General features: G+C 47.0%; 30 protein-coding genes. 19 read left to right on the forward strand and 11 right to left on the reverse strand.

Annotated features, from left to right (window positions below; translation table 11 throughout):
• Nucleotides 1–81: 81 nt before the first annotated feature.
• From Psfp_RS08180 to Psfp_RS22485, 7 genes are all read left to right on the forward strand, one after another.
• On the forward strand, nt 82–993 hold the full coding sequence (locus Psfp_RS08180; protein ID WP_134218053.1) for a DMT family transporter: 912 nt from the start codon (nt 82–84) through the stop codon (nt 991–993).
• A 96-nt stretch (nt 994–1,089) separates the two neighbouring features.
• The gene (locus Psfp_RS08185; RefSeq protein WP_134218054.1) at nt 1,090–1,344 is read left to right on the forward strand and encodes a hypothetical protein; all 255 of its coding nucleotides are present in this window, start codon (nt 1,090–1,092) and stop codon (nt 1,342–1,344) included.
• A 190-nt stretch (nt 1,345–1,534) separates the two neighbouring features.
• Nucleotides 1,535–1,714, forward strand: coding sequence for a hypothetical protein (locus tag Psfp_RS08190; protein ID WP_134218055.1), 180 nt, complete (start codon nt 1,535–1,537; stop codon nt 1,712–1,714).
• A 75-nt stretch (nt 1,715–1,789) separates the two neighbouring features.
• The gene (locus Psfp_RS08195; protein WP_134218056.1) at nt 1,790–1,981 is read left to right on the forward strand and encodes an antitoxin VbhA family protein; all 192 of its coding nucleotides are present in this window, start codon (nt 1,790–1,792) and stop codon (nt 1,979–1,981) included.
• Nucleotides 1,965–2,294: a hypothetical protein gene (locus Psfp_RS22195; RefSeq protein WP_243120536.1), complete on the forward strand. Its 330-nt coding sequence runs from the start codon at nt 1,965–1,967 to the stop codon at nt 2,292–2,294. The genes Psfp_RS08195 and Psfp_RS22195 overlap by 17 nt, the downstream gene beginning before the upstream one ends.
• Before the next feature lie 33 nt (nt 2,295–2,327).
• Entirely contained in the window at nt 2,328–2,564 is a 237-nt protein-coding gene (locus Psfp_RS22200; protein WP_243120537.1) for a Fic family protein, read from the forward strand.
• Nucleotides 2,561–2,794, forward strand: coding sequence for a recombinase family protein (locus Psfp_RS22485; RefSeq protein WP_282432452.1), 234 nt, complete (start codon nt 2,561–2,563; stop codon nt 2,792–2,794). Before Psfp_RS22200 ends, Psfp_RS22485 begins: the two co-directional genes overlap by 4 nt.
• 109 nt (nt 2,795–2,903) lie before the next feature.
• Here the strand turns inward: Psfp_RS22485 and Psfp_RS08210 are convergent, their stop codons facing one another.
• The 8 genes from Psfp_RS08210 to Psfp_RS08240 all read right to left on the reverse strand — a co-directional run bounded on the left by Psfp_RS08210 (nt 2,904) and on the right by Psfp_RS08240 (nt 12,396).
• Nucleotides 2,904–3,629 (reverse strand): SprT family zinc-dependent metalloprotease, encoded by a 726-nt coding sequence (locus Psfp_RS08210; protein WP_192895328.1) that lies wholly within the window; start codon nt 3,627–3,629, stop codon nt 2,904–2,906.
• Between the two features lie 35 nt (nt 3,630–3,664).
• Nucleotides 3,665–6,778 (reverse strand): type I restriction endonuclease subunit R, encoded by a 3,114-nt coding sequence (locus Psfp_RS08215; RefSeq protein ID WP_243120539.1) that lies wholly within the window; start codon nt 6,776–6,778, stop codon nt 3,665–3,667.
• 154 nt (nt 6,779–6,932) lie between these two features.
• Nucleotides 6,933–8,180 (reverse strand): restriction endonuclease subunit S, encoded by a 1,248-nt coding sequence (locus tag Psfp_RS08220; protein WP_134218059.1) that lies wholly within the window; start codon nt 8,178–8,180, stop codon nt 6,933–6,935.
• A 45-nt stretch (nt 8,181–8,225) separates the two neighbouring features.
• Entirely contained in the window at nt 8,226–8,438 is a 213-nt protein-coding gene (locus tag Psfp_RS21290; RefSeq protein ID WP_153189510.1) for a hypothetical protein, read from the reverse strand.
• Nucleotides 8,439–8,492: 54 nt separating this feature from the next.
• On the reverse strand, nt 8,493–10,079 hold the full coding sequence (locus Psfp_RS08225; protein ID WP_243120540.1) for a type I restriction-modification system subunit M: 1,587 nt from the start codon (nt 10,077–10,079) through the stop codon (nt 8,493–8,495).
• Complete coding sequence (locus tag Psfp_RS08230; protein WP_134218060.1) at nt 10,051–10,683, reverse strand: hypothetical protein; 633 nt, start codon at nt 10,681–10,683, stop codon at nt 10,051–10,053. The genes Psfp_RS08225 and Psfp_RS08230 overlap by 29 nt, the downstream gene beginning before the upstream one ends.
• A gap of 234 nt (nt 10,684–10,917) precedes the next feature.
• Complete coding sequence (locus tag Psfp_RS08235; RefSeq protein ID WP_134218061.1) at nt 10,918–11,235, reverse strand: HNH endonuclease signature motif containing protein; 318 nt, start codon at nt 11,233–11,235, stop codon at nt 10,918–10,920.
• A gap of 513 nt (nt 11,236–11,748) precedes the next feature.
• Nucleotides 11,749–12,396, reverse strand: coding sequence for a nucleotidyl transferase AbiEii/AbiGii toxin family protein (locus tag Psfp_RS08240; RefSeq protein ID WP_243120541.1), 648 nt, complete (start codon nt 12,394–12,396; stop codon nt 11,749–11,751).
• Nucleotides 12,397–12,992: 596 nt separating this feature from the next.
• Here Psfp_RS08240 and Psfp_RS08250 point away from each other — a divergent pair.
• Both Psfp_RS08250 and Psfp_RS08255 read left to right on the forward strand, forming a co-directional pair.
• Nucleotides 12,993–17,294 (forward strand): acyl-CoA dehydratase activase, encoded by a 4,302-nt coding sequence (locus Psfp_RS08250; RefSeq protein WP_134218063.1) that lies wholly within the window; start codon nt 12,993–12,995, stop codon nt 17,292–17,294.
• Between the two features lie 211 nt (nt 17,295–17,505).
• Nucleotides 17,506–17,832 carry a hypothetical protein gene (locus tag Psfp_RS08255; protein ID WP_134218064.1) on the forward strand — a complete coding sequence of 109 codons (327 nt, stop codon included), beginning with the start codon at nt 17,506–17,508 and terminating at the stop codon, nt 17,830–17,832.
• 81 nt (nt 17,833–17,913) lie between these two features.
• Here Psfp_RS08255 and Psfp_RS08260 read toward each other — a convergent pair whose 3' ends face one another.
• The 3 genes from Psfp_RS08260 to Psfp_RS08270 form a co-directional block, all read right to left on the reverse strand.
• Nucleotides 17,914–18,738, reverse strand: coding sequence for a TIGR03943 family protein (locus Psfp_RS08260; protein ID WP_134218065.1), 825 nt, complete (start codon nt 18,736–18,738; stop codon nt 17,914–17,916).
• 5 nt (nt 18,739–18,743) lie between these two features.
• Nucleotides 18,744–19,688 (reverse strand): permease, encoded by a 945-nt coding sequence (locus Psfp_RS08265; protein ID WP_134218087.1) that lies wholly within the window; start codon nt 19,686–19,688, stop codon nt 18,744–18,746.
• 236 nt (nt 19,689–19,924) lie between these two features.
• Entirely contained in the window at nt 19,925–20,839 is a 915-nt protein-coding gene (locus Psfp_RS08270) for a metal ABC transporter substrate-binding protein (RefSeq protein ID WP_134218066.1), read from the reverse strand.
• A 408-nt stretch (nt 20,840–21,247) separates the two neighbouring features.
• Between Psfp_RS08270 and Psfp_RS21570 the strand changes: the two genes are divergently transcribed.
• From Psfp_RS21570 to Psfp_RS21575, 10 genes are all read left to right on the forward strand, one after another.
• On the forward strand, nt 21,248–21,538 hold the full coding sequence (locus tag Psfp_RS21570; RefSeq protein ID WP_192895329.1) for a hypothetical protein: 291 nt from the start codon (nt 21,248–21,250) through the stop codon (nt 21,536–21,538).
• A 118-nt stretch (nt 21,539–21,656) separates the two neighbouring features.
• Nucleotides 21,657–21,875 carry a hypothetical protein gene (locus tag Psfp_RS08275; RefSeq protein ID WP_134218067.1) on the forward strand — a complete coding sequence of 73 codons (219 nt, stop codon included), beginning with the start codon at nt 21,657–21,659 and terminating at the stop codon, nt 21,873–21,875.
• Nucleotides 21,876–21,927: 52 nt separating this feature from the next.
• Nucleotides 21,928–22,995, forward strand: a complete 1,068-nt coding sequence (gene had / locus Psfp_RS08280; RefSeq protein WP_243120542.1) for a 6-hydroxycyclohex-1-ene-1-carbonyl-CoA dehydrogenase — start codon at nt 21,928–21,930, stop codon at nt 22,993–22,995.
• Nucleotides 22,996–23,055: 60 nt separating this feature from the next.
• Nucleotides 23,056–23,847 (forward strand): lipid II flippase Amj family protein, encoded by a 792-nt coding sequence (locus tag Psfp_RS08285; protein WP_134218068.1) that lies wholly within the window; start codon nt 23,056–23,058, stop codon nt 23,845–23,847.
• Between the two features lie 98 nt (nt 23,848–23,945).
• The gene (locus Psfp_RS08290; protein WP_134218069.1) at nt 23,946–24,209 is read left to right on the forward strand and encodes a type II toxin-antitoxin system Phd/YefM family antitoxin; all 264 of its coding nucleotides are present in this window, start codon (nt 23,946–23,948) and stop codon (nt 24,207–24,209) included.
• Between the two features lie 73 nt (nt 24,210–24,282).
• A complete protein-coding gene (locus Psfp_RS08295; RefSeq protein WP_348981123.1) occupies nt 24,283–24,504 on the forward strand; it encodes a type II toxin-antitoxin system RelE/ParE family toxin in 222 nt (73 codons plus the stop codon).
• 289 nt (nt 24,505–24,793) lie between these two features.
• Nucleotides 24,794–25,198: a hypothetical protein gene (locus tag Psfp_RS08300; RefSeq protein ID WP_134218070.1), complete on the forward strand. Its 405-nt coding sequence runs from the start codon at nt 24,794–24,796 to the stop codon at nt 25,196–25,198.
• On the forward strand, nt 25,195–25,323 hold the full coding sequence (locus Psfp_RS22490) for a hypothetical protein (RefSeq protein ID WP_282432431.1): 129 nt from the start codon (nt 25,195–25,197) through the stop codon (nt 25,321–25,323). Before Psfp_RS08300 ends, Psfp_RS22490 begins: the two co-directional genes overlap by 4 nt.
• A gap of 211 nt (nt 25,324–25,534) precedes the next feature.
• Nucleotides 25,535–25,861: a DUF1841 family protein gene (locus Psfp_RS08305; protein ID WP_282432451.1), complete on the forward strand. Its 327-nt coding sequence runs from the start codon at nt 25,535–25,537 to the stop codon at nt 25,859–25,861.
• A gap of 482 nt (nt 25,862–26,343) precedes the next feature.
• Nucleotides 26,344–26,517 (forward strand): hypothetical protein, encoded by a 174-nt coding sequence (locus Psfp_RS21575; RefSeq protein ID WP_192895330.1) that lies wholly within the window; start codon nt 26,344–26,346, stop codon nt 26,515–26,517.
• Nucleotides 26,518–26,527: the final 10 nt, after the last annotated feature.

The following is a 26,527-nucleotide window of genomic DNA, read 5'->3' on the forward strand; positions in this document are numbered from 1 at the left end:
GTTCCTTCTATTATGTTCTTTGTATTTTCATGATACGTGCCTTATATTAATTCACCAATTTCTTTAACAGGAGATTTATCTATGCAACCTGGCGATACACGTGATGCGGGTATTTTAAAGGAACAAAAAAGCAGCCGCCAGGGACTGGGAGTGGCTCTGGTCCTTTTTTCGACTATTTGTCTAAGCATAGAGGCGGTGGCGGCGAAGCTGGCTTACCAGGGTGGGGCCACCGTCATGATCACGCTTACCCTGCGCTACATCCTGGCCGCAGTTATATTCTGGCTGATTATCAAGGCGGGAAAATATGCGTACAGACTGCCGCGACAGCAGTTGGCCGCAGTCGCGGCGCTCTCCCTGGGCGCCCAAACTCTCACCGTCCTGGCCTTGTTCGAGGCCTTTCGCTACATACCTTCCGGCATGGCCATTTTATTTCTTTACCTTTATCCCACCCTTGTCGCGGTCCTGGCTGTTTTCGTCCTGCGGGAACCTTTTACCTGGCGAAAAGCCGCGGCCCTATTGCTTACTTTCGCGGGCTGCGCCATCATCCTCGGGCAGCCGTTGAACGGGCTTGATTTGCGCGGAGTCCTGCTTTCACTGGCGGCCGCCTTTACCAATTCCATTTTTTTGGTTGGGACGACCCGCCTGCTCAAAGACATTGATACCACGGTCTATAACGCCTACGTTACGACTATCGTGGCGTTGGCAACCGTCATAATCACTTTTGCCCGCGGCCAGGTCAGTTTTGACTTTAACCTGCAGGCGCTGTTAGCCATCATCGTCCTCGGCATCGTATCGACGGTCCTGGCCATGGCGGCGCTACTCCGGGGCGTCAAAATAATCGGGGCCTCCCGAACGGCCATCATCAGCACCTTCGAACCGGCAGCGACGGCGGTGCTTGGTTTCTTAATCCTGGGCGAGCTCCTCACGGGCTGGCAGATGGCCGGCGGGCTGGTGGTGCTGGCCGGCGTGTTCGTACTCAGAGGGCGCTCATAGAACAACCAATTTGGTTTTAATTTCTTCAAATGTATAATTAAATTGTTTTTTGGGCAATTATATAAAACTTAGTATAAGATGAGAGAGGGGTTTGGGATGTCCAAAAGAGGCGTGGGGTTCGGATTTATTGCCTTAGGGGTTATAACATTTTGTGTCAGGTATTTAAGCGCAGCAATCTTTGTCTCAGAAAAAGAAATTGAAACCTTAAGCGGCATGCAAAGCTTGGTGCAGGATTCATTGAGATTTGTGGACACGCCTTTAACTGAGATCAGTTTGTCACTTGGTGTTATCGGCCTATTCTACCTGTTATGGTCAGAAATAGAGCAACGAGTACAAAAGAAGGCATGGTAGGGAAGCAAGGGAAGCAAGGGGACGGTTCTTTTGCTTCCTAAAAATTTATGCCCTCAAATGGTCTCAGCCGTTACGTAAGCGCGAAAGTTTCCGGTGTGGTGCTGGCAGATCAAATAAAAAGCCTTGACTGGCAGCTGAGGAAGGCAGAATTTGTATGTAAAGCCCCAGATGATCGGCTGTTCCCAGCCTGGTGAGAGATATTTGGGACTACATACCAGGACGAGGTGATATTGTCTGGCTAAATTTCAATCCCCAGGGATATCCCAGCGGTAAGATGAAAACCAGTTTTGCCATCGGTATGGAGTTGAACCATGGGGTTGAAAATGAGTTGCATTCCGAGGATGTCTATCGCTTTCAGAAGGACATGTAAAGGCTGTGAAAGCCTTGCGCTGATTGATTTTTTAGAGATTTTATGCTAGACTGAATATGAAAACGAGGTGTTTTTATGAAAGATTTAGAGCGGATGATTGAGGATGTGAACGCCTCTATGGCGATGGAAGGTATGCCTCTCACAAAAGAAGATAAAGCGCGCATGCGATATTGTGCCGGAGATAAAAAGAAAACGGATCAGGTTGTCGCTGATCTTATACGAAAGCATTCGGTCAAAGCGAGGGGTGTTCATGAACAAAAATTATAAATATGACTATGAATGGGATAGCAGATACTGTTATCCCAATTCTTTTGTTCTGAAGAACAAACTGGGTTTAAGGGATGCCGAACAACTGCATATTGCGGAAAGGGAAATCACCTCCGTTCGGATACTGGAGGCAAGGGTTAACCCTATTCCCGGCAGTTTTGATTTAAAGCATCTGCAGGACATACACCGGTACATTTTCAAAGATATCTATGAATGGGCAGGCAAACTGCGATGGGTAAACGTCTCCAAAGGAAATCAGTTCTGCCTCTATCCGTACATAGAATCAATGCAAACGAGCTGTTTGGCAGGCTGAAAAAGGAGACATACCTTATCGGTACTTCGGAAAATGAGATCCCCTTCCGCCTATCCTTTTATCAGTGAGATCAATATGCTCCATCCGTTTCGGGAAGGCAACGGACGGGTACAACGGCTTTTTATTCAATATCTTGCCGAAAACGCGGGATACCAGGTAGACTTTTCGCAGGTTACAGACAAGGAAATGATAGAGGCCAGCGCGGAAGCCTTTGCCTGTCATTACGGTAAAATGGATGCGCTTTTTCAGCGGATCACTACACCCTTATAGGAACTAACGATGGGACAAACCTTCCGAAGAACAAGAAACGGATTGAGCGACCCAAATCGGAACAACTGCGGTTCGAGAACACACACGAGCCGCTGGTGACGAAGGAAACCTGGGATATCGTTCAGGATATCCGAAAGCATAAGCGGCGCAGAGCCAACATGGCTGAGCAGAATATTTTCTCTGGTCTGGTCTACTGTGCCGACTGCGGCGGGACGATGGTACTACACTGAGCACATACAATGGACGCGGTGAAAAACAACTTCGCGTGTTTCACCTACAAGAAGCGCGGTAAGGAGGTCTGCACGGGACACTATATTCGGGAGAGTCAACTGGCGGAAATCATTTTAGACAGGGATGCACACGGGCATAATAACCCAGTCCTTTAACAACTTCGTGGTCAAGAATCCTTTTGCGCTCTTGCCAATCCGGCATGTGTACGGTCAGAAAATCATAGAAATCTTTATTGTGCTTAGGATAAAGGAAGTGTGCCAGCTCATGTAAAACAACATAGTCAATACAAGGCGGTGCAGCTTTATACAGATAGTAGTTTAGATTGATTTTATTGTGCTTTCTTGAACAGCTGCCCCATAGGGTTTTCATTTTTCTAACTTGCAGGTTTGGTTTGTTGATGCCATGTTTGGCGATAATCGGATACAGCCTGTCGATAACCGCCAGAAAGTAAGACTTGCTCCGGCTGAGCCACCAGCGCTCAAACTGCTTTAATAAAGCCTGTTGATCCCCGGCAACAGGAGATTGTATATAAATATAGTCCTCTTTCTGCTCTATTATGCGTTTTTTGGCTTCATTGACAATGATTCTAACTTGCCTGCCCAAAATGCGGGTGGACGCGCCGCTGAATATGCTTGTTTCAAATTCAGCGGCCTCTGTTTCTTTGAAATAGTGCAGGGACTTTTCAATCCAGGGGGTATTGCTGGTGAGAAAATCATCGATGTACGCGTCCGGCACGCCCAGGGGCGCGGATAGCTTGATAACGCTGTTTGGGCACACCTTGAGCCGGATTTTTTTTACGTTTTTACGTTCAATGATTACTTCAACATCGCTCAATGGTCTAGTTAAAAATAGTTTTTTTGTATGCACGGCTAATACCTGCTCACCGCGGTTTTCATGAGTCCTTCGAGCATGAGATCAATTTTATCGACAGACAGTTTGATCCCGTGTTCTTCGATAAAATCCCAAATAAGGTCGTCCAGCGCTTGCTGCATGTCTTTATTAACCGCCACATTAAAACGCCAGTCCACCTTGGCCCGGCTGAAAATTGCCTTTTTAACCTCAATGGCCATTTGTCCCATAGCTTCATCTAATTCGGTTGAAACGTCCTTTATTTCCCCGGCAATGATGCTCTGAATCGTCCCGTAAAAGGCCTTGGCGTCACTATCATTGTCTATGCAGGCGGGATAGCGGTGACCGGTGTAGCCTCTTTTGAAATCATCCGCCATTCTCTCCATAGCATATAGATAAGTTTTATCATTTCTTGATCCCATGTATTCAGCAAGGGTTTCCTTGACCTGCTCGGAAAACTTCTTGTACAGTAAAGGGTCATCGTAGCGGCAGGTTTCCAGTTCTCTGTCCATGCGGGTACGAATGGCGTCCCCTTTGGCGGCTTTACTATCCAATTTTTCAAGCTGCGCTTTCATACCTTCGGTATCGTGGATGGAAACGGGTTCAACAATGATTTGGCTTGGTTCGGAAAGCACAAAGTTATTCAGCAGGCTGCGAATGCCGTCTTCATATATACCGAAATCAACTCTTTCACTGTAACGCAGCAAAACTGCTCCACGGAGTTTTTGGAAATGAAGCAAGTCTTGCTTGTATTTCTGGACCTTCTCGTATCCGACAGCATTGTAAAGCGCGTAACTTCCCATGGCCAAATCCAATAAGCGTGAATATATTGAAAGTCTTTCATAAAACATCTTTCTCAAATCATCATCTGCCAACACGCTTTGCCAGCCCTCGGAGCTGTTCCGGTCCAATTCTTTTCCTTGAAATATTGTCCATAAATCCTGATGGGCTGCTTCCAGCTTGAGCTTTTGATCACCGGCCCCAAGAATTGCATTTTCTATATCAGCCTGATCATATCCATCCATACCGGATTTTTCGTCCGAGTACATATCCATGGCATTGTTCAGCTTGCTGAAAATACCCCAATAATCAACGATGAGCCCAAAGTCCTTGCCGGGATACACGCGGTTGACGCGGGCGATGGCCTGCAGCAATGAATGTTCCTTCATGGGTTTATCTACATACAGGACGGCGGCGATGGGCGCGTCAAAACCGGTCAGCAGCATATCTTTGACGATCAGCATATCGATGTCGTTGCCGCCAACGAAACTGTTCTTCGCCCAGTCCGCATATTCCTCGTAATTGTTGCTGAAGAGGGGCTCGACCTCCTCTTTGAAAAAGGCCCTGATTTTCTTCCTGTTTTCAGGCGTGAGCTCTTCACCCTCCTTAACATTTTCGGGTGATATCACCACCGCTGTTTTTACCCCGCCAAGCTTCTTTATGGATTTATGCAGGTCAATGGCGGCCGGGCGGGATGAGGACGCCACCATTGCTTTAAAGCCCTTTGGTTTGGCGAAACGAATGAAATGCTCATGGATATCAAAAGCCACCATGTCGATACGCTGGCGTGTCTGAGACAGGGGCAAAAAGCGGCTCCACTTGCGCTTCATATCTTCCCGCCGCTCATGGTTCAGCGGCGCGATGATGTATTTGAGGTAATCGTCTATCTTCTCGCCGGCCACATCCTGGGGGATGATTCTGCCCTCGTATACCAGGGGAACGATCACACCGTCTTCAACTGCCCGGTCAATGGGGTAACTGTCAATAAGCGGACCAAACCTTGTATAAGTGTTGAACTTGTCTTTCTTGAGCAGAGGCGTGCCGGTAAATCCAATTTTTGTCGCGTTCGGTAATACGTCAATCATCATGTTGTGCAGCTGGCCATACTGGCTGCGGTGGCTCTCGTCCACCAGCAAGAAAATATTTTCGTCTTGGATCTTAATCCTGCTTTTTGCCGCCGCGTCGAACTTATGCACAAGGGTGGTAATGATAGTTTCGCCTTTGTTATTTAAAAGTGAAATCAAGCCCTTGCCGGTTTTGGCCCTGGTTGGGCTGAGCTGGGTCTTGGCAAAGTTATCCCGAAGCTGTTTATCAAGATTGATCCGGTCGTTAACCAAAATAAAACGGGGGTTTTTAAGATCCGGATCAGCCAGGATTTTTTTAATCAGCATGACCATGGTCAGAGATTTACCGCTGCCTTGTGTATGCCAAATCACGCCGTTTTTGGTATTCTGGGCGTCTGCGCCTTTTATGCGCTGCATGGCTTTTTGGATACCGAAGAACTGCTGGTAACGGGCTATTTTTTTGACATTGTTATCATACAGGGTGAAATGACGAATCAGTTCCAGCAATCTATCCCGGGAGAGCAGGGAAACAATAGCCCGATCCTGCTCCATAACCCGTCCGTCGGGGCTGACATTTTTGCATTTTCCCTGCTGCCATTGATAGTCTTTTTCCCGCCAGACATTAAAGTATTCGGCCAATGTGCCGCAGGTGCCGTATTTAACGGTGTTGGGGTTCATGGCCATGACGATCTGGGTAAATTTAAACAGATGGGGGATATATTCAGGCTGCCAGTTGCGTATGTTTTGGGCGACGCCCTGCTCCACATTCGCACCGGATTTTTTGCACTCGATCACCACCAGGGGAATACCGTTTACCAGCAGCACGATATCCGGCCTTGCATATTTGCCGTTGGAGCATTCTACAGAGAATTCATCGGTAACCTGCCAGATATTGTTTTCCGGCTGTTCCCAATCAATAAATTTTAAGTCGAAGGATTGCCGGACACCATCAAATAACTCCTCTTCATAGCTGTTGCCGGAGATAAGCAGGTCATAAATTGTCCTGCTCGCGGACATCAGACCAGAAAAAAGCGGCACATCAATATCATTGATGGCCTTGCCTATGGTACGGTCGGAAAAGGGCGTTCGCCTGCCTCTGTACACAAAAGACTGACGGTGCAAAAACTCCCGTAACACTTCAGGAAACAGAACACTGGAAAGCCGTCCCCGCAAAATTTCCGCATGGGAACGGGGTATATATTGATAGCCTAATTTTTCCAAGACCTTAATCGCCCGGTTCTGGCTTTCAGGCCGTTCATCGAATATGGTATGGTCGGGCACCAGGTTCACCTCTGTTGTCTATTTGATTTCAGTCATTGCGCCCTGCGCCATTTTGGCCGCCACAGCAGAGGCAACTTTTCTTAGAGTTTCAATCATAAAAGGTAATCTTTTTTCGCTAATTACAGAATTCGTTTTGTTCGGATTAATTTCATATCTTAGCGGATCAAGACACCTCCAGTGCATTGACTCTCACTATTCCAGCTAGTAACAGCTGTATCAGGGCGTTTTTCTGCTTTTTTATCTCATCAAGCTGTTTTTCGTGTAGGCTAATCTCACGATCTGCTGTGGATAAAATTTTGGCGATGGCGGCTTGCTCAGGTAGGGGAGGGAGATTAAATGTCATTTTAAGTAGTGTTTGCAGATCTATCCCTTTAACTGTAGAACCATTGCCTAGTCTTTCTAAATTGCTTCCGAGTTCAATAAAACTATAATATGCGAACTCAGTAGATACTAATTTATCATCAAGTATAATGCCTTTCATATCTTGATTGATTGCCATATCAACCATGTTAATAAAACCCCGTCCTAATCCCATTCTGGTTGCAACTATCAGATTGCCTTTTTGTATAATTTTTGAAGTGCTTTGCTGGACCGCATCTATGGTGATATGTTCAATAGAATCGTATTTTTGTTGTACCCCGTCCAAATCTTTTACTGTAACCCATGGGATGCTTCCCTTATAATAATGCTCAATGTTTCTTGGCGGCGTTCCACCACCAAAAACATTTTTGCACACATCCCCCAATCTTACCCTTTGCCAATCACCGCTAAAGCCGGGGAGGCGTTTTCTTCCTGTCATCAGATTCTGCATTAGCCATTGCTTCTGCCGCTTTTTCTCGGCGATAAGCTGTTCTTTTAATTCGATGGCGTTATCCCAGGTTGAGAGGATTTTAACAATTTTTTGTTGTTCTTTAATATTTGAAGGTATACAGACCAGGGTTTTATTGAATTCGTCCTGGACGAGCGTCTTATTTCTCCCTGCTCCACCAGGTGAGGCCAATTCAAGAAGATGCCTGCCGAACGGTGTCAAAAAAAACCTCAGTAAATAGTGTAACTCCACATTTCCTTTTGACTGCCACATTGGGAATCTGTGCGAAGCAATCATTCCTTTTTCATGGGTTGTAGTAATTCCTACGGCTTGCTCCCAGGCAAAAACAATATTAATAATTAAACAGTCCACCTCAACCCAAAAAACGGATTTATTCCCCAGGCCGCTTCCTGTAACGGGTTCTTTATGAAACAGACCTTTTCCATGAGAACGGATACCAATTTCCCGGTATTCATGATCAGGAATGACTTCTACGGGCTTTACCACCCTTTCGAGCAACTCACCCAATTCAGTTATGATCCAGTCGTCCGGATAACTTGCGTAATGCCTCCTTATGATAGAATGCTTGTTGCCGCTTTGCATAACCGTCTCCTTTGATTCATGCCGTCACTGAATTTGGAGTTCTTCCTATATTATGTTAGCTGATTTTCTCTCTAATTGCGAGACTTTTGTATTTTCATCCAGTGTTGGATCAGCATTTTGCACAATTAAATAACAGGCATAGCGCGAAAGCCCAATATACTCAATCTCACGTTTGGCGCCTTTTGCGAGATCGATCATTTTGCTGACGTTAGCAAAATGATCATCGACGTTAATACCACTTTTGGCACAGGATTCCACTGTTTTTTCAATTACGCTTACAAAATTTCGCCATTGTGTTATTTTTTGAATTACTCACAATCCCAACTCCTTTAGATATTTGGCCATCTGTGTTTCAACTTCGGCAAGTTCCTTTTGGATATTTGCAATATTTGTTTTTACCTCTTCAATATCCACCAGGGCTTCTTCTGCAAAAGTATCAACATAGCGTGGAATATTCAAGTTGTAGCCATTGGCTTTTATCTCATCAAGGGTTGCCACGCGGGCAAATTTATCAATATCTGTCCTGTTTTTATAGGCGTTTACGATATCCTCGATGTGCTTTGGCTCGAGACGGTTTTGGTTCTTATCTTTTCTATAGCGGAGGACGCCATTTTCATCCTTGCCGGAAGCGTCAATGAAAAGCACATCGTCACGATTGCGGTTTTTCTTGAAAACTATGATGCAGGCCGGAATACTGGTACCGTAAAACAAGTTGGCAGGCAGCCCGATAACCGCGTCCAGCAGATTTTTTTCGATGACGTTTTGCCTGATCCGGCCTTCCGAAGCGCCTCTGAACAAAACGCCATGGGGAGCTACCGCGGCAATCCTGCCGCCGCTTTTGAGGCTGGCTATCATATGCAGCAAAAAAGCCCAGTCCCCTTTACTGGCAGGCGGTACGCCCCAATCAAAGCGATGATATTTATCAAGGGACGCTTCCATCTTGAATTCTTTGCCTTTGCCGTTCATTGCCCCGCCGGTGTTAAAACCAGCCGCCCATTTGTCCTGGGAAAAAGGCATGTTGGCCACAATGACATCGAACTGCATAAGATTGCCGTCAGAATCCAGGTGCAGGGGATTGGCCAGGGTATCGCCCCACAGGATCTTGGCGTCCAGAATATCATGGAGAAACATGTTCATTTTCGCCATGGACCACGATGATCCATTCATTTCTTGACCATATAAGGTAAGTTTTTTGATCGCGTTGTTTTCCTTGGCCTGGGCGGTCTTTCCGGTCTTGATGAGCAGGGAGCCGGAGCCGCAGGTGGGGTCGTACATGGTATCGCTTATTTTGGGATCAACAATACGCGCCATTAGTTCCGACACTTCGGACGGTGTGAAGAAGGAGCCGGCTTTTTTCCCGGCCTGGCCGGCAAATTCGCCGATCATATATTCGTAGGCGTCGCCTATGGTATCTGCGGGGACCTTGCCTTCCTCCGGCTGGATAGATGAAGGGCGTAAATCAAGGGACTCAAAGTCCTCCAAAAGCTCCCTCAAGCGAGTATTCTTTTGCTTGTGATTGCCCAGCATGGCTTCACTATTAAAGTCTATACTTCTGAATACTCCTGCAAATAATGAGGGATTATCATCTTCTATGCCGCGTAAAGCCACATTGATGAGTTCCCCCAGATTATCGCTATATCTGTTGTCATAGAGCCAGTCGAAACTGTGCTCTTCCTTGATCACAAACGGGAGTCTGTCGATGGCCCTTTGCAGCCTCACCGGGTTTTCGTATGCTTTTTTTAAGTTATCGACCTTTTCTAAATATGTGTCGCTAAGATATTTAACAAACAGTATCGGCAATATGTAATCTTTATAATTAGCCGCGTCTATAGCTCCCCTGAATGTATTCGCGCCTCTCCAAAGAGCGGCCTCAATATCTTTTCTGGTAGTGGCCATCATTCTGTCCCCCCCGTGCATTTTTTTCTGTAATATTCTTTATGGCGGCAGCCATAAGCCTTTGATCTTCAGCAATCAAGTTGATCATCAGCTGTTTTCGTTTTTTGCATAGCAGCCACATCTGACCAATTGCTTCTTGTTTTTTATACTCTATGACAGGTATATTCAACTCAGCTAATGCTTTGATTGATATGGACTTAATAGGCGCAATGGAACCGACAATATTGCCGTTTAGCCAGGCGATGCCATGGTTTTCCAGTAAGCAGGCTATGTAGGAAGGGCAATAGTCCTTGAACACCCGGATAACAAAGAGGTTGCTCGAAAAGGTTGTATTTGATATATCCTCATTTATTAGCGTTGCTGCGTCCGGATTAAGGCGTTTAAGCAAAATATCGTTTTCCCGAATGAAGTAGTTCTCATCAACGGGAGTTGTCCTTTTGATTTCCGAGACACTTTGTATATTATTGAAAATCCCCAGATGATTGGGCTGAATAAAGTTGTATGTTATCATATCTGCTTTGTTTGCCGACTCAAGCTGCTTGGAATCAGGAATACCGTTTAATATGTCGGCAATTTTTCCGAGTTTAACATCTTTGAACGCGGTCATTTTTCACTCCCTTTCAACCGGCGACCGGGAGCATAAATGTATACAGGCCGCCCCAAAAAAGTATGCCAAAGCCGCTTCCATTGGGGAGAATGGCTTTGGCATTTAAACAAATTAACCTATTGGCGGGAACGGATATTACCGTGGCTCTCTTTTTGTTTTTTCTACCGTCTGTGCTGCGCATCACCGGCTTGGCGCCTTATTTCTCTGCCAATATGAATAGCGTCCTTATACTGTCTATTTTTCAGATGGAAAAGAACACGTCCAATCCGGCCAGTCGTCGCCTTTGCCCCGGTTGTTGCGCCAATGCAGCGCTTGGAGGTTTTTTAGTTCATCTGTTCCACCCTTGGCCACCGGCTGTACATGGTCGATTTCCCAGCCGTATTCAGAGTTGACGTTGCCGTAATCGGTGAATTTTATCCACGCGCCGCATTGGTCTTTCCTAAACTCGTTTTGGTTGTGTTTGGGGATGATGGGTGCTTTGCTCCATACTGCCAGTATCTTTAACTCATCAAAAGGTTCGTTCAGCAACGTGCGGTTTGGTTGATGTGTCATAGGCTCTCCTTTCCGAGATAAATCGCATCCACCAGCCAAACCACAAATACCATTGCATTGGAGTGTTATTTGGGATATCATGAGTTTGCACAAACACACGGGCTGATTTCAGCTGCAAGTCCTTGAATGGCCAGTTCTCGGACTTGTTTTTTTATCTCTAGTATTCGTGGTTTCAACCCTCTCTAGAAAAGGACTAAACCAATCACTACATAATTATACCAGAAAAAAATGCACTATCAATAGTTTATTTGCATGTTAACCATTAACATTTTCTCAGGAGGAACTTTTTTGTGTGTATTTGTGTTCGGCATGCTGTTATCAGCCCAAGGATGACGAAGGTTGTAGAGCCGAATTAGTGCGTTGTAATCGCTGACTTTGCCAATGGATTAGAAAACCTCTGCGGCTTGAAAGCCGCAGAGGTTTTCCATGAGTTTAAGAGAAATTGTTCAGTTTGAACGCAGTCAGTTATATTTTTGTAGAAAGAAGTACCGCTCTGTATGGCCTGGGATATTCTTAGCTAAATATTTTCACCTTGTTTATCAAACGTCTTTGCCCGGCCAGGAAGTATTCCTTTACCGATTGCCAGGAGATATCCTCAAGCATAAGCGGCATTACTTCCCTTTCGGCGTCATCGAAGTAAGATAGACTTTTAATCATGTGGTATAAATTGATATCTGCCCCCGGATACTTTTGTGGCAACACGGACAGCACTTCTTCAAGATCATAGCCCTTCCGGCAGATGCTGTATAAATCTATAAAGTCCTTGCGCGCTCCGCGACTGCTGATAGCCGCCCATTTCATTACAGCAATGTCTTTTAGAGAAGCTAAGCGAAACACGGGCATATCTTCCACAACAATCGGCGGTTCCAACAACGGGTTGGGATAATAGAGCCAGGTAACTCTAATATCGTTTATAAAGCCATGAAATGTGCCCTGCCGTGTCTCCGCAATCCTGATCCTACCCAGTAGCGATAAGCCCTTATACAATTGCTCCGGGTCAAAATCCTCTGGAGAAAACCAGTCAAAGTCAATAGATTTTCTGTGTCCCAGAATCAAGGCCAGAGCAGTGCCTCCCGCCAGGTAGCTTTTTGGTACCGGCATGTTTTCAACAATTTTGGCTAATAAATCTTGGCGGGGCCGGTTGAGTACATCCCAAAACACCGCATTTCTTCCTTTCTTAGGTTGAAATAGTTTTGCCAACACCTTGCTGTTTTTAAGGAAAGGGTTCTGCTATGCAAGACTGCTTCCCTGATGTTATCTTCGGGGTATGTTTTAAACAACCATTTCAGAGCCCTTTGGTCGCCTTCATTTAACAGCCGTTCTATGATCTGGACACTATTTCTTTGCACATCCATTTCCTGCGGATTCACATCCCAGAAAAAGGAGTAGAGTCCTATGGGAATTTTGTGTTTGCTATCCATATATTCATTTTGTCCTTTCTTATATCTATAATAATTATAGCATATTTGAGGTCATGATTCCATTATATGGATTAAATACCGGAGACAGATTTCTGAAAGTGTCTCAGGAATGACTGGATAGGGAAGTCCTAGTGACGCAGAACAAAATACCTGCCGTCTTGCCAATCCGGGGCGGCAGGTATTATTATTTTAATAATGGAAATAATTCCAAATTGACTAAGTTTTGAAGGGTTTTTAGTCTTTCTGAAAGCTATTTACAATACTGGCGCCACCTGCGGTATAATTAGGTGGTTAAAGAAAAATCTACTTTTAAGGATAAAGCTAGGAGTGAACCGGTTGAGAACACTGGGTTTGTGTATAGGGGCTTCCACCATCAGTTTGGTCTTGCTGGACAACAACGCGACAAACCAGATCAAGATCCTGGATACGAAGACAACACCGCACGAAGGGAATCCGCACGGAGCCATCTTGCGCCTGGTTGACCGGGATTTGCTTCAATCGGTCGATAGAATCGCCGTGACCGGGCGAAAATTACGAAAAAAGCTGAACGTATCCTCCCTTTCGGAACCGGAAGCGGTTGAATACGCCTACCGTTACCTCCGTAATTCCGGTCAGGAAGCAGACGTCATTGTCAGCGCCGGTGGTGAAACCTTCATGGCCTACAAGCTGGACGGCGCCGGCCGGGTGGTCGATGTGTTTACCGGCAACAAGTGCGCTTCCGGAACCGGTGAGTTTTTTTTGCAGCAGATTAAGAGGATGGACTTGAGCGTCGAGGAAGCGGTTTCTATCCCCGACCTGGAAAACCCGTATAAGGTTGCCGGGCGGTGTTCGGTATTCTGCAAGAGCGACTGCACCCACGCCCTGAACAAAGGCGCGCCGAAAGAACGGGTAACCGCCGGGCTCTGCGAGATGATGGCGCTTAAAGTAACTGAACTGTTGAAGAAAACCGAGCATGAGAGAGTCATGGTCGTTGGGGGAGCTTCCTCCAACACGGCTATGATTCATTTCTTGCGTAAAGATATCCCCCGGCTTTACATACCGGAGCACGCCAGGTGTTTCGAAGCCCTAGGAGCCGCCCTGTGGGCGTTGGAGGTCACAACCAAACCCATTCACGATCCGGAAGAACTGTTTAGCGGCAGTGAAGGGTCTTTTTCCCGCCTGCCCGCAATCAGAGATTTTCTGCCTAAAGTTACCTTCAAGGAGGCCATCCGCCAACGGGCTCGAGCAGGGGATGCGTGTATCGTAGGTCTCGACGTGGGCTCCACCACAACCAAAGCGGTGGTTATGAGGACTGCCGACCACGCCATCCTGGCCGGCTGCTATCTTCGCACCAACGGGGACCCGGTTAAGGCTTCCCGCGACTGCTACCGGGAGGTATACCGGCAGCTGGCCGCGCCGGTGCGTATCACCGGTCTGGGCGTAACCGGCTCGGGCAGGCAGATTGCCGGGCTCCACGCCCTGACCCCGGCCGTGATCAACGAAATCATTGCCCATGCCACGGCCGCCGTCTATTTTGATCCAAATGTGGACACCATCTTTGAAATAGGCGGGCAGGACGCCAAATACACCCTCATCACCAACGGTGTGGCCTCCGACTATGCCATGAACGAGGCCTGTTCCGCAGGCACCGGATCTTTCCTGGAAGAGGCGGCAAGGGAGTCCCTGGATATAGACACCGGGGAAATCGGCGGGGTTGCCTTAAAGAGCGAGAGGCCGCTTAACTTCAGCGACCAGTGCGCCGCATTTATCAGCAGCGATATCAAGAGCGCCATCCAGGAAGGAGCTGCCATCGAAGACCTGGCGGCGGGACTCGTTTATTCTATATGCATGAATTACAACAACCGGGTTAAAGGCAACCGTACGGTAGGTCAAAAGGTGTTCATGCAGGGAGGGGTCTGCTACAACCGGGCCGTCCCGGTGGCCATGGCGGCTCTTACCGGCAAGGAGATCATCGTACCCCCGGAGCCCGGACTGATGGGTGCTTTCGGTGTGGCGCTGGAAGTAAAAAACAAGCTGGCGCTGGGCCTTTTGCAGCTGATGGAGTTTGATCTGCAGGAACTGGCGGAGCGCGAGGTTACCTACGCCAATCCTTTCACCTGTAACGGCGGCAGGGAGAAATGCGACCGCAAATGCACTATCAGTATGATCCGCATTAAGGAAAAAGTGTACCCCTTCGGAGGGGCATGCAATAAGTACGTCAACCTGATCCGGGACCGGAAGAGCCCTGACGCAGGTAAACTCGACCTGGTCAGCTTGCGTGAAAAGCTGGTATTTGAAAAGTACAGCCTGGAGCGGGGCCGGCGCCTCTTGCCTCCCAATGGTAAGACTGTGTCTATCAACAGGTCGCTGCTGGTCAACACGCTGTTCCCGCTGTACTATAACTTTTTTTACGCATTGGGCTTTGAAGTGGTACTAAGTAAAGAGATCGACGCCGCAGGTATGGAGAGAAGGGGCGCGGAATTTTGCTACCCAGTGGAGATTGCGCACGGGGCGCTGGCCGCGTCAATCAATGCCGGCCCGGACATCGTATTCCTGCCTCACGTTGGTTCCATGCCGGTGGAAAACGGGATTGACAACAGGGTTACCTGCCCGTTTGTCCAGGCGGAGCCATATTACCTCAAAGCTGCTTTTGAAGAGTTGACAAACAAGATAGTATTGTGCCCCGTGCTTAAATTTGACAAGGGCTACCGGCAGGAGCTTGACGCGTTCGTGGCTGTGGGAAGGCAGCTGGGTATCCCGGCCAAATTCTCCAGGGAAGCTTTTATCCTGGCTGCCCAGGCTCAAGAGGACTTTCATCATGAATGCCGCGAAACCGGCAGGAGCTTCCTGGCCGAACTGGAACAGCGCCCGGGGGAAACCGCGGTGGTGCTGTTCGGCAGGCCTTACAACGCCTTTACCAGAAAGGCCAATATGGGTATCCCGCAGAAGTTTGCCACCAGGGGGTACCAGGTGATCCCCCACGATTTCCTGCCCTTCGGAGGTGAGGAGCCCTTTGAGGACATGTTCTGGGCGCTGGGGCAGACCATTCTAAAAGGAGCCAGGTTTGTCAAACGACACCCGCAGCTGTTTGCCGCCTATATTACCAACTTCAGCTGTGGACCGGATTCCTTTATCGTAACTTTCTTCAGAAACATTATGGGGCAAAAGCCTTCACTGACGCTGGAACTGGACAGCCACTCGGCGGACGCCGGGCTGGACACAAGGGTTGAGGCCTTTTTGGACGTGGTCGGGAGCTATATTAAAATCAACCGGCACAAACCGGCGGCGGACGCCACAGAATTTCGCCCGGCGGCGGTCGTCATGGAAGGCGAGCGGACCGTGGTGGTTGATTCGCATGGAAACAGGTATCCTTTAACCCACCCCAGGGTCCATGTGGTCATCCCGTCCATGGGCGATTTGGGTTCAAAGCTGATGGCCGCCACCTTAAGGCGCCTGGGCGTCAGAGCCACAGCGGCCGCTGCGCCGGCCTCCGGGGAGTCGAAAACCGGAAAAGGGTACGCCTCCTGCAAGGAGTGCCTGCCCCTGATCCTGACCGTCGGCAGTCTGATCAACTATATCCACAGCAGGGAGAATGAAGAGGAAATTCTGGTTTACTTCATGCCGACTTCCAATGGACCCTGCCGGTTCGGGCAATATAACATCCTCATTAAGAGCCTGATAGAAAAGCTGCGGCTTAAAGACGTAACCCAGATAACGCTCACCTGTGACAACAGCTATGCCGGCCTGGGCACGAACTTTTCCGCCAGGGCCTTTCAGGCGGTAATCATATCGGACGTTTTGGACGATATCTACAGCGCGGTGCTGACCATTGCCAGGGATAAGAAAAAGGCTCTGGCCGTTTTCGATAAAGTATGCGAGCAAATTATTGAAAGCGTTGAGAAAGACAGCTGGAAGGGCGTAAAGGAAACGCTGCGGCGGGCAGCCCGCGCTCTCAGCGCTATTGAAAGAGCTCAATCTATGGAGGAGACTCCTAAAGCGGCCCTGGTCGGTGAAATTTACGTGAGGAGGGACGCTTTCTCCAGGCAGTACCTGGTGGAGAGGCTGGCCCAACAGGGTATCATTCTCAAAGCAGCCCCGATCACCGAATGGATTTATTACTGTGATTACATGGTCAAGACCAACAAGAGCGGCAATGTAAGTAAAAAAGAGCTTATCGGCAGCTACATCGAGGGGTTTTTTAAAAATTCTTTTGAGCGTACCATCAAAGGTATCTTTGCCCGGTCCGGCTTCTACGAGGCCCACCTGGTCGATGTCGACAAGATTATCAAAAACGCCGCCGGCCTGGTCAGCCCGAGCCTGACGGTGGAGACAATCCTGACCGTAGGTACCGCCATCACGGAAATTGTGGAAGAGGTGGCCGGGGTTATTTCCATCGGGCCGTTTGGCTGCATGCCCAGCAGGATCGCCGAAGCAATAATCGGCGCCAGAATGGATGAGCATAAACCCGAAATCGCGACAGACAAAAACCTGGTGGCCAGGGTTATGGAGCAGTACCCGACACTGCCGTTTTTGGCTGTGGAGACAGACGGGAACGCATTTCCCCAGGTCATCGAGGCCAGACTGGAAATATTCTGCCTGCAGGTGGAAAGGCTGCACAGCCGTATTATGGAGGTCAGGGGGCTTCAAACTGTTAATTAAAATATAGAAATTCACTTCCTTTTAGGGACAAAGTTTCCACGAAGCTAAGTGATTAGGCAAAGAAAAACGGAATTACGTACAGGACGGTTTAAGGCGGAAAAATTACCTGTTCTCGCCAAAATTTAACAGTGGGAAAGGGAATAAGGTGGAACAGGCGAATATAACTGTAGAATAAGAGTAAAAATTTGTCTTCGGGGAAAGGGTGAACACCTTGGAAGAAAAGATGTTTAAGCGCCTGCTGCTGGCCGGCGAAGGTGACGAGGATATTGATGAACTGATTGCGCTCGGGTATTTTAAAAATATGGAAGGGACGATCTGCCGGACCAACAAATACCTCGAAGAAACGGGGACATTTATCGACGCCAGGAAGGAGTCCCTCTTCGAAGCCGTAAAAAAACTGGGCAGCGCCGAAGATATCAACAAGACCATGGAACTGGCGGGAATCAAGGATTTTCTCACTTTTGTTTTTGTCGCCGAGGAACTGGTCCAGGACGGCAGGTTGGTTAAGGATAAGGTTAAAAACTGCCTGATCAAGTAATTCAGGTAAGAACACTGTCATGTCAGCAGTAAGTAAGATGGCAGCCAGCGTCATTGCCATGCCCGCTGAGCAGGTAAGTTATTAGTAGTATACGGGATAAATGTATGGATTCTGCGGCTCTTCCGCTGGGCTAAAAGAATTGATTGTAATTATGGGCACAGTACTGTCATTGTATTTCCCTGTTTTAATTATTCCCCTGATGATCAGCCAGCTGCCTTCTTTAAAATCGGCTGTATTCCCATATTCGCATAAAAACCCGCCCAATGAAGCGTCGGCGGAACAACATGTAATGATATAACGGCCCAGCACAAACTGGTTAGACGGCATGCCCTGTTCTTTAAAGACAAAGCCCAGCATGGTTATTTCCTTGCCGGCATATTGTTCGGGGAACATATACGTCTCTTTATTTACAATAGTAAAGTTTTCTTCTGTCACCTTGATCAGGCCGGCCTTACGTATTTCATCGATTTGCTCCTGCGCAGGGCTTTGCGCTTGCGGAGCAATCGGCGCTGCAGAGTCATAGGTGGTATTTGCTGAACCTGATTGCACGGTTGTTGCCGGTTGCGTGCTAAGGTTCATTCCTTTATTGGCGGCCAGGTTAGCGTCCAGGGCGCTGTTGGGCAGAAGAAAAGCCATTGCCAAAGTGAGCAAGAAAGGGAGATAGGCAAGTTTGATTATGTCCTGGCTGAAATTGGAGCGGCTATGGTCAAATGCTGATCGCCGCAATGAACTGCCGGCCTGCGCCAGAAACATAATAAATATTATAATTGCCGCTATTTCGGTAAGCCGCTCATAGCGGGGGTTAATATAGAAAATAATGTTATTGCTTCTCATAAGCCAAAACAGTAAAGCGCTGAATCCCAACAGGATTAGGGATCTAATAAAACCCTCTTTGTTGATTCTCATTTACATCACTCCAAAAAGGTTACATAATTGATCAGATAAGTACCGGCTAAAACCAGCAGAACAACAATTGAGACGAGCAAAACCACAAAACGGGCTCTAAAGGCGTGAAGCAGCATTAAAAGATTTTTGACATCAATCATAGGTCCGAATACCATAAAAGCCAGTAGTGAACCGGCAGTGAAGTTTGCTGAAAACGATGCTGCGATAAAGGCGTCTGCCGAAGAGCAAACAGAGACTCCAAAGGCGAAAGACATCATTGCCGCTATGGAGGAGAGTGAATCCTGTCCGATATGAAGTAGAATGTCACGTGATAAAAAAATTTGGGCAATTGCAGCCAGGGCGGCTCCCATAATCAGATATTTGCCCATGTCAAAAAACTCATCGCAGGCAATCGGGAAGGCGCTAATCAATTTATTCAAAAAAGCAGCGCCGGAGTGATGATGATTGTGTGAGCAGCCACAGTCACAGTGGTTTTGGAGCATACCTGCTCTTAATGCGCTTTGATCATACAGGCAACTAATTAACAATCCAGCGATGAACGAAACGAAAAAGGCCAACTCCAGCCGGGACCATACCATTTGGTGGTTGCCGCTGAACGCAACCGCTGTTGATGAAGCGACTACAGGGTTAATGATCGGCGCTGCCAGCATAAAAGTAATGGCGCTGTACAGAGGGACGCCTTTGCTTACCAGTCTGCGGGCGACAGGTACAATGCCGCATTCGCAAACGGGAAAAATTACTCCTATAAAGCAAGCCAGAAGGATGTTTAGAATTCTGTTTCGGGGCAAAAATTTGCTTATTGCCTCCTCAGATACAAAGTTTTGCAGAAAAGCCGACACAAGAACACCAATAAGAATAAATGGAAGAGCCTCAATAATAATACTCAAAAAAACTGTCTTGAAATTTAAAAAATTTGACCATGATATGTTTACTTTTTCTATAATCATCATGGAGTTAAAATATATTGTCTTAGTAAAAAAATTGAGTAGATGCCAGGTAAGGTATGTGCAAAACAGGAATAAAAAGAAAGAGTATGCGATCTTTTTGAAATTAACAGTTAGTATACGCAATTGCCTCCCACCTTTATTACGCCTCGTCCGTCAACAACCTCTGATCTGGGAAAATGAAAGGAGAACCCGCCGGAGTCCTCCTCCCAACATAATTTTCCATTGCATTTATAAGCCATTTATTTCAAGGCCTCTTCTAAGGTTTTCATGTTGCGTTCCATGATATTTAAATATGCGTCCAATTCCATGGGGCCTGAAACTACCGGGTCCAGGATGAACACTTTTGCCCCGGTTTCATTAGCGATGGTTTCTGCGGCTCTTGCGGAATACTGGGGTTCTGTGAAGAGAGCGTTTATTCCGGATTTCTTAATGATTTGGATTGTGTCGGACAATTCAGCGGCACTGGGCTCGGAACCAGGCTCCCTTTCGATCACAGCGGTGATGTTTAAGTTGAATTCGCTGGCAAAATAAGGGAAAGCTTCGTGAAAAGTGATGATGTCCCTTTTCTCCACACCATCCAGAGCCTGGTGCATCTTCGCTCGCAGTTCTTCCAGTTTTCCAACGTAAGTTGTGGCATTGGCGCTGTACTGGTCGGCATGATCCGGGTCAAGCGTGGCGAGTTGCATCCCAATATTCTTTTCTTGTTGAATGGCATTCGATATGCTGACCCAAAGATGAGGGTTGTCACCTTCCTCACCATCGCCTGTTATCAGTGGTATGTCTTTGCTAGCGTCAACAATTTTCAATTCCGGTAGCTGACTGACTACCTTATCCATAAATGCCTCCATACCGGCGCCGTTGATCACGAATATTTGAGCTTCGCTGAGAGTTTTCAGGTCTTCCGGCGTGAACTGGTAGTCATGCAAGCATCCCGTAACGGGTTTGGTCATATTGATAACTTTTACCCCTGGTACGTCTTTGGTAATATTTATGGTTGCTATGTACATAGGGTAAAATGACGTGACGATGGTCAGCGGCTTACCCTCCGCTTCTTTTTCCGCCGCCGGAGGTGTTTGTCCCTGGCATGCTGATAAAAAAACAGCAACGCTTGCAAGTAAAGTGACAATCAATAACAGTGATACCGGTTTGCGCATTTTATTAACTTCCTTTCATAATTACTTATTAACCATCAGGATATAAATGTTGCCATAACGAATGGATTGGACCACATATGCCCTTCCTCCTTCCAGTATTTTGCTGTCATCCACCTGTAAATAGTATTACATCCTAAATAATAATATACTTATTTACCGGTTGATATTACTATAACTGGCAAAATAATAATCGTCAAGTATCTGTTAAATTTTAGAAAAATTTTTATAGGGAAAATAACATGCCTGCCGGTTCAAAGATGTAAATTGGACCGCAGGTTAATGCATAAATCGCATTCGGTATTTGTTTTTATGAAAATTTTGATAAAATATTGCAAGGATATTTGCTAATTATGCTGAATTTACCTGTTAATTACAGGATTTGAGGCGCTTAATTTGAACCATGCGGACATGAAAAATAATTTTATCATTATTCTCTTGATAATTATGATTATATCTAACGCTTTTATGCTGCGATCCATATTAAATCTTGGTCAGCCGGTGATAAATGTTTCTGTCCCGTCGGAAACACCAATATCTCAAGTTGAATACAAGAATGGCCCATATATCTTGTCTTCATCCGGCGAGAACCTGTGGGTAATGAATCCCGAAACAAGAGTCATTAAACGTTTTAAAATTGCCAAAAACAATTCTGGAGCTGAGGTCATTGAGGAGGTTACCGCTTACCAATTAAGCAGGTAGGAGAGAGAAGGATAAGGTCTTTATACGGGCGCTTGCTCTGGTTAAACTGTAGAATCGATTAAAAGTAACACTTTTTAGTTGAGAATGAGTGAACTAAATAAAGGGGATGATGTATTAAATGGACAATAAGACTTTTTATGTCAAGATAAAAAAGAAGAAGCTTCTGACCAATCTTAAACTCAATGACATATACCCCAAACAACGCTTAATCGATGAGTTTCAAAGCGTTGTTGAAGAACTGGAAAAACAACCGGATGATTTTTTCCTTATCGACTTTATTACCTCGCCTTCTTTTTGTCTAACTATAACTTCATTTAAAGAGATGGAAAAACAATAAACTCTAAGTTTGATGTCTTTCTTCGAAATTGAGGCTAGAAGGTGGGAGTGAAGTGGTGAAAGCGCCAAATAAAATTGAGACCTGGCAGATGGTAGCCCCTGGTAAAATGGAGAGGGCCACTATTGACGTTCCCGAACTTAAACCGGGTGAGGTACTGGTTGAAATAGCCGGCTGCGGCATCTGCCACTCCGATATCAGATACTTCTATGGCTGCATGCCGATGGTGACGCCACGGACATTAGGGCATGAAATTAGCGGCACTATCGTTGCCGGCGATACCGATCTCATAGGTAAAGAGGTCATCGTCCCTGCGGTTATGCCGGACAATACCTGTCCTATCTGCAAGGCCGGGCGGGAGAACCGGTGCTTATCGGCGAAGATACCCGGCTACACTATGGGCATCTATGGCGGCAACTCCAGCCACATAGCTGTGCCCTCAGCAGATTTGTGCTACATCAAGGAGAAAAATGGAATACCACTTTCGCACCTCGCCGTGGTCGCCGACGCTGTCGCTTCTACCTATCAGGCGGTAAAAAGAGCGGATGTGCAGCCGGGAGACCTGGTGATTGTTGTCGGCGCCACAGGGGGCGCGGGTATCTACGCTACCCAGATCTGCGCTGCGATGGGCGCAAAGGAGGTCATCGGCATTGCCCGTAACCAGGCGAAGCTCAAGAGGGCGCTTAAATTTGGCGCCACCCACGTCATCAGTAGTTTGAATAAGACCGCCAAGGACGTGCGCAACGAATTTAACGCCTACTGCATGAGCAAGGGTATATCACCCTTTTACGGCTGGAAAATTTTAGAGTGGACAGGCGTCGCGGAGGGGCAGGAAATAGCCCTGGAGCTACTGCCTTTTATCGGCAAGCTGGTGATCGCCGGCTACGGGATGCATAAGAACGAGCTCTCCCTATCCCGGCTGATGGCTCTTGACGCCGATGTTGCCGGCACTTGGGCCTGCCTGCCCAAGTACTACCCGGAAGTCCTCGACATGGTGCTCAGCAGGACAATCCAAATTGAGCCATTTATAAAGATCATACCGATGAGCCGGATCAAAGAAGCTTATGAAGAAACGCGCCGGGGGAGCTTGATGCATAGAATTGTACTAACCCCTGATTTTTAGCCGAGCTGGATATAAATATGAATTAATTTTAGAAAAGAAACCATGGATAGGAGTTTAAGAGTGGAGAGGTATTTATGGAATTTAGTAGCGTTAACTTTTATTATTCACTTAATAGATACACTTTCTTACTCGGTTAGACTAAGCGCAGTTAAGAGCGGACAGTTTGCATTATCGACCTCCCTTTTCAATGTTTTTGTGCTCATCTCGCGAACAGCCAATATGCTGCAAGGCCCGCTAATTGGAGGGCTAATCGGCGTAAGTATTGTAATAGGCGTTGATCCGGTTAACGAAATAAGCAAAGTAATATTTGCTTCGACAGGCGGCACATTGGCCGGTATAATCCTGATCCCAACATTTCTTAGGGTTTTTCACGCCGCAGTAGCCAGGCTGGAGTCAACCGGCTCACTACCTTTACTCGTAATCCAGGGACTCAGTATCAACAATATAAAGCTGATTGCCAAAAACAGTATATTGCCATCCAAACAGACATTTGAAAGTATTCGGTGGCACGATATACCTAAAAGGTTACTAATTTTTAACACATTGCTTACAGCAATTTACACTGTCGGGGTGCTGGCCGCTTTCTATTCTGCAACGCTTGTTGCTCCAGAGTATCAGTTGGCGGCTTCTTCGTCCTCAGGAATGATCAACGGAGTAGCTACAATTTTACTGACCTTGGTTGTTGATCCCAAAGCCGCAATCATTACTGATCAGGCATTTAGGGGGGATAGGCCATACAGCGATGTAAAAACACTGGTTGTTTTATTAATCGGTACAAAATTGTTAGGTACGTTATTAGGGCAGATCATCCTGACGCCCGCTGCAAGTTTGATAGCGCACTTTTATCAATAGGATTCTTTACAGTGCTCCAAGAGACGAAAACGCAACGGTACCGTCTTGTGTTTGAATATAATAATGCTATAATTATGTACAAGAGAGGAGGTGCCTCTGTGCCGCAGATCAGACCGATTACGGATTTGAGAAATACCAACGAAATCTCGGACATTTGCCACGCCAAGAAAGAGCCGATTTTCATTACAAAAAACGGGTATGGCGATCTGGTAATTATGAGCATTGAAACTTACGAAGCCATGCTGGAAGAACGGGAGCTTGACACCGCCATCGCGGAAGCCGAAGCCGAGTATGCGTCTGACAGCCAGCTGTTCGATGCGAGGAAAGCCCTCTCCACATTAAAGAGGCGGCACTTTGGATAAATACGCCGTAAAATTGCTTTCCCGTGCCTATCGGGATTTGGAAGGCATCTAGGCCTACATTGCCGAAATACTGCTGGAGCCGAGTACGGCGCAAAAACTGCTGGACGCGCTAGAAGAAGCAATCTTCAGTTTGGAGGAACTGCCCCAGCGGGGCGCCCCAAGAAAAAACGGTGCGTATGCCAATAAAGGCTATCGCCAGCTTTTCGTCAAGAACTTCACCGTGATCTACCGTGTTGACGCGGCCAAGAAACAGATTGTTATCGTGACGGTGCGGTATTCCAAAAGTCAATTCTGATAAAATCACATAGCATACTCAAAAGCAGTCCATTCGTGGGCTGTTTTTGGGAATACGCAAGGAGAAATAGCCGGAGCCAGGAGACCTGCTTTGAAAGAACCCTGATTTCCGCTGGCGCTGAAAACACATTTGCGTCAAGCTGTGACGCCACACAGGTTATGGGTGGTGACGGGGTCAACCGTTTTTTTACCCGATCCAAAACATTTTTGAAGTCGCCAAAACGGATTTCATCGCAGGAGGGACCCTGGAAGCCTGCAGGCTGGTAGTATTTAGAAGCGGTCTCAAGCTGATGGCTAAAGACATGCAGATGCCTCGCCGGGTTATAAGCAAAACGCTGGGTGTGCCGGTACCGACGGCCGGTCCTGTTGAGAAGAAATTAACACTCAGCAAGGAAAATGTCCTGGCTATACTGGGCGAAGACTACAGGGTAAACCAGGGTCTGCATATGACCTTTGGCGATATCAACGCTGATGACGAGGGTCTGGGCAAGGTAATCGATGCTCTCCAGGAAAAGGGACTTGTTATGACCTACCGGAACAGGAAAGGTGTCGTAGAGCTTGTGAAGGCCAATTATAAAGGTTTGAAAAAAGCCTATCCCAAAGAACACTACAGGTGGGCGCCGGAATTTGTAAACTCCGCACGCGTAGCTCCCGTGACGCGTAGTATTCAGCTGCCTGATTTATCGGGCGGGTGAAAATCAAAGGACGCTGCACGAAGATAGCCGCCATTCCGATTGAGCTGCGCCCGGTGCTTTGCCGGCTGTTGAGCCGGACAGAGGTTGAGCATGAAGTCTGCCCGAGCCAGGGTGAAATATTGTAATAATGCCGGGGACAGGATGTTACACGGTCCCCGGTTACATTACCAGCAAAGGCTGGAAGCATGTTGCCAGACTCAAAACGTTGGAAAGATAAATCAGCCGAGATTAATTTGGAAATTAGACCACTTGGGGGGAAGGAATTGCAGAATGAAGTAACCACAGATTTAGCGTCTGCTTGCCAGGGAATTTACAGAAGACTGTTATATTGACGTTATTTTATCCGAGCATCCGGAATTAAAAGTCTTATCGGAGCACCGGTATAAGTTAATGTCTCCAATAGATATTAACGGCATAAATCCGGTACTGCATGTTTTATTGGAAGCTGTTGTGGAAAAACAATTGCAGGATAAAAATCCACCGGAAACAAAGGAAACGGTGGAAAGATTGGTAAAGGAAGGATTCTCCGGTCATGCGGCCAGGGCAGCCTTAGCTTCTCTGCTGATACCCTATATATTTAAAGCGTTGAAAGAAAAGGAACCCTTTAATGAAGAGAGTTTTGTAAACCGGGCTGGGGCGTACGCTCGGAAAGGCGGGGTGTAATGACCGTTGCCCTTGTGGAAGCGGCAAAAAATATAAGAAATGTTGTGAAGAAGTCAGGGAGTATCTGGAAGTAAACCACGGTACCGGTATGCTCATACTGGGTAAGGAATGAGGGAAATATTTGCAATCCCTACAATCGAAGGTGTTTACCATGTCAGACGCCCCCTGCAGTGGTTAAAACAGCAGCTCACCAAGAAGCCGCAGACTTTCCAGGAGCTTCATCCACAAAGATCAGTTGCTGGCAAAAGTATGAGAAGCCTCTGGAGCTTTCGGAATTACTACAGCAAAACTTCATACAGTACGACGGTACCGGTCCGGTGCCCAGCCAAATCCAAAGTTACCTAAGCACTAACTTTAAAGATCTTCGTGAGCTAGATAAAGAAGACCCCAGGCCACAGGCTAAAGCCAAGTACCGCTGGTATGTACCGGATCCCAAAAACAAGTTGACTTAGAGAAACTGCGTGCGCGAATTTGCTTTCTATATGGAAGAAATGAAGAAAAGCAAGAAGAAATTAAAGCAGTTCCGTACCGAGGCCATCCGGGCCGGCTTTAAGAAGGCCTGGGGAGATAAGGATAAGGATTATCAAACTATCGTAGACATTGGCCAGCGTCTGCCGGAAAGCCTCCTGCAAGAAGACGGCGATTTCATTTTATAAGCATATCATT

It is taken from the genome of Pelotomaculum sp. FP, assembly GCF_004369245.1.
GTDB lineage: Bacteria > Bacillota > Desulfotomaculia > Desulfotomaculales > Pelotomaculaceae > Pelotomaculum_C > Pelotomaculum_C schinkii.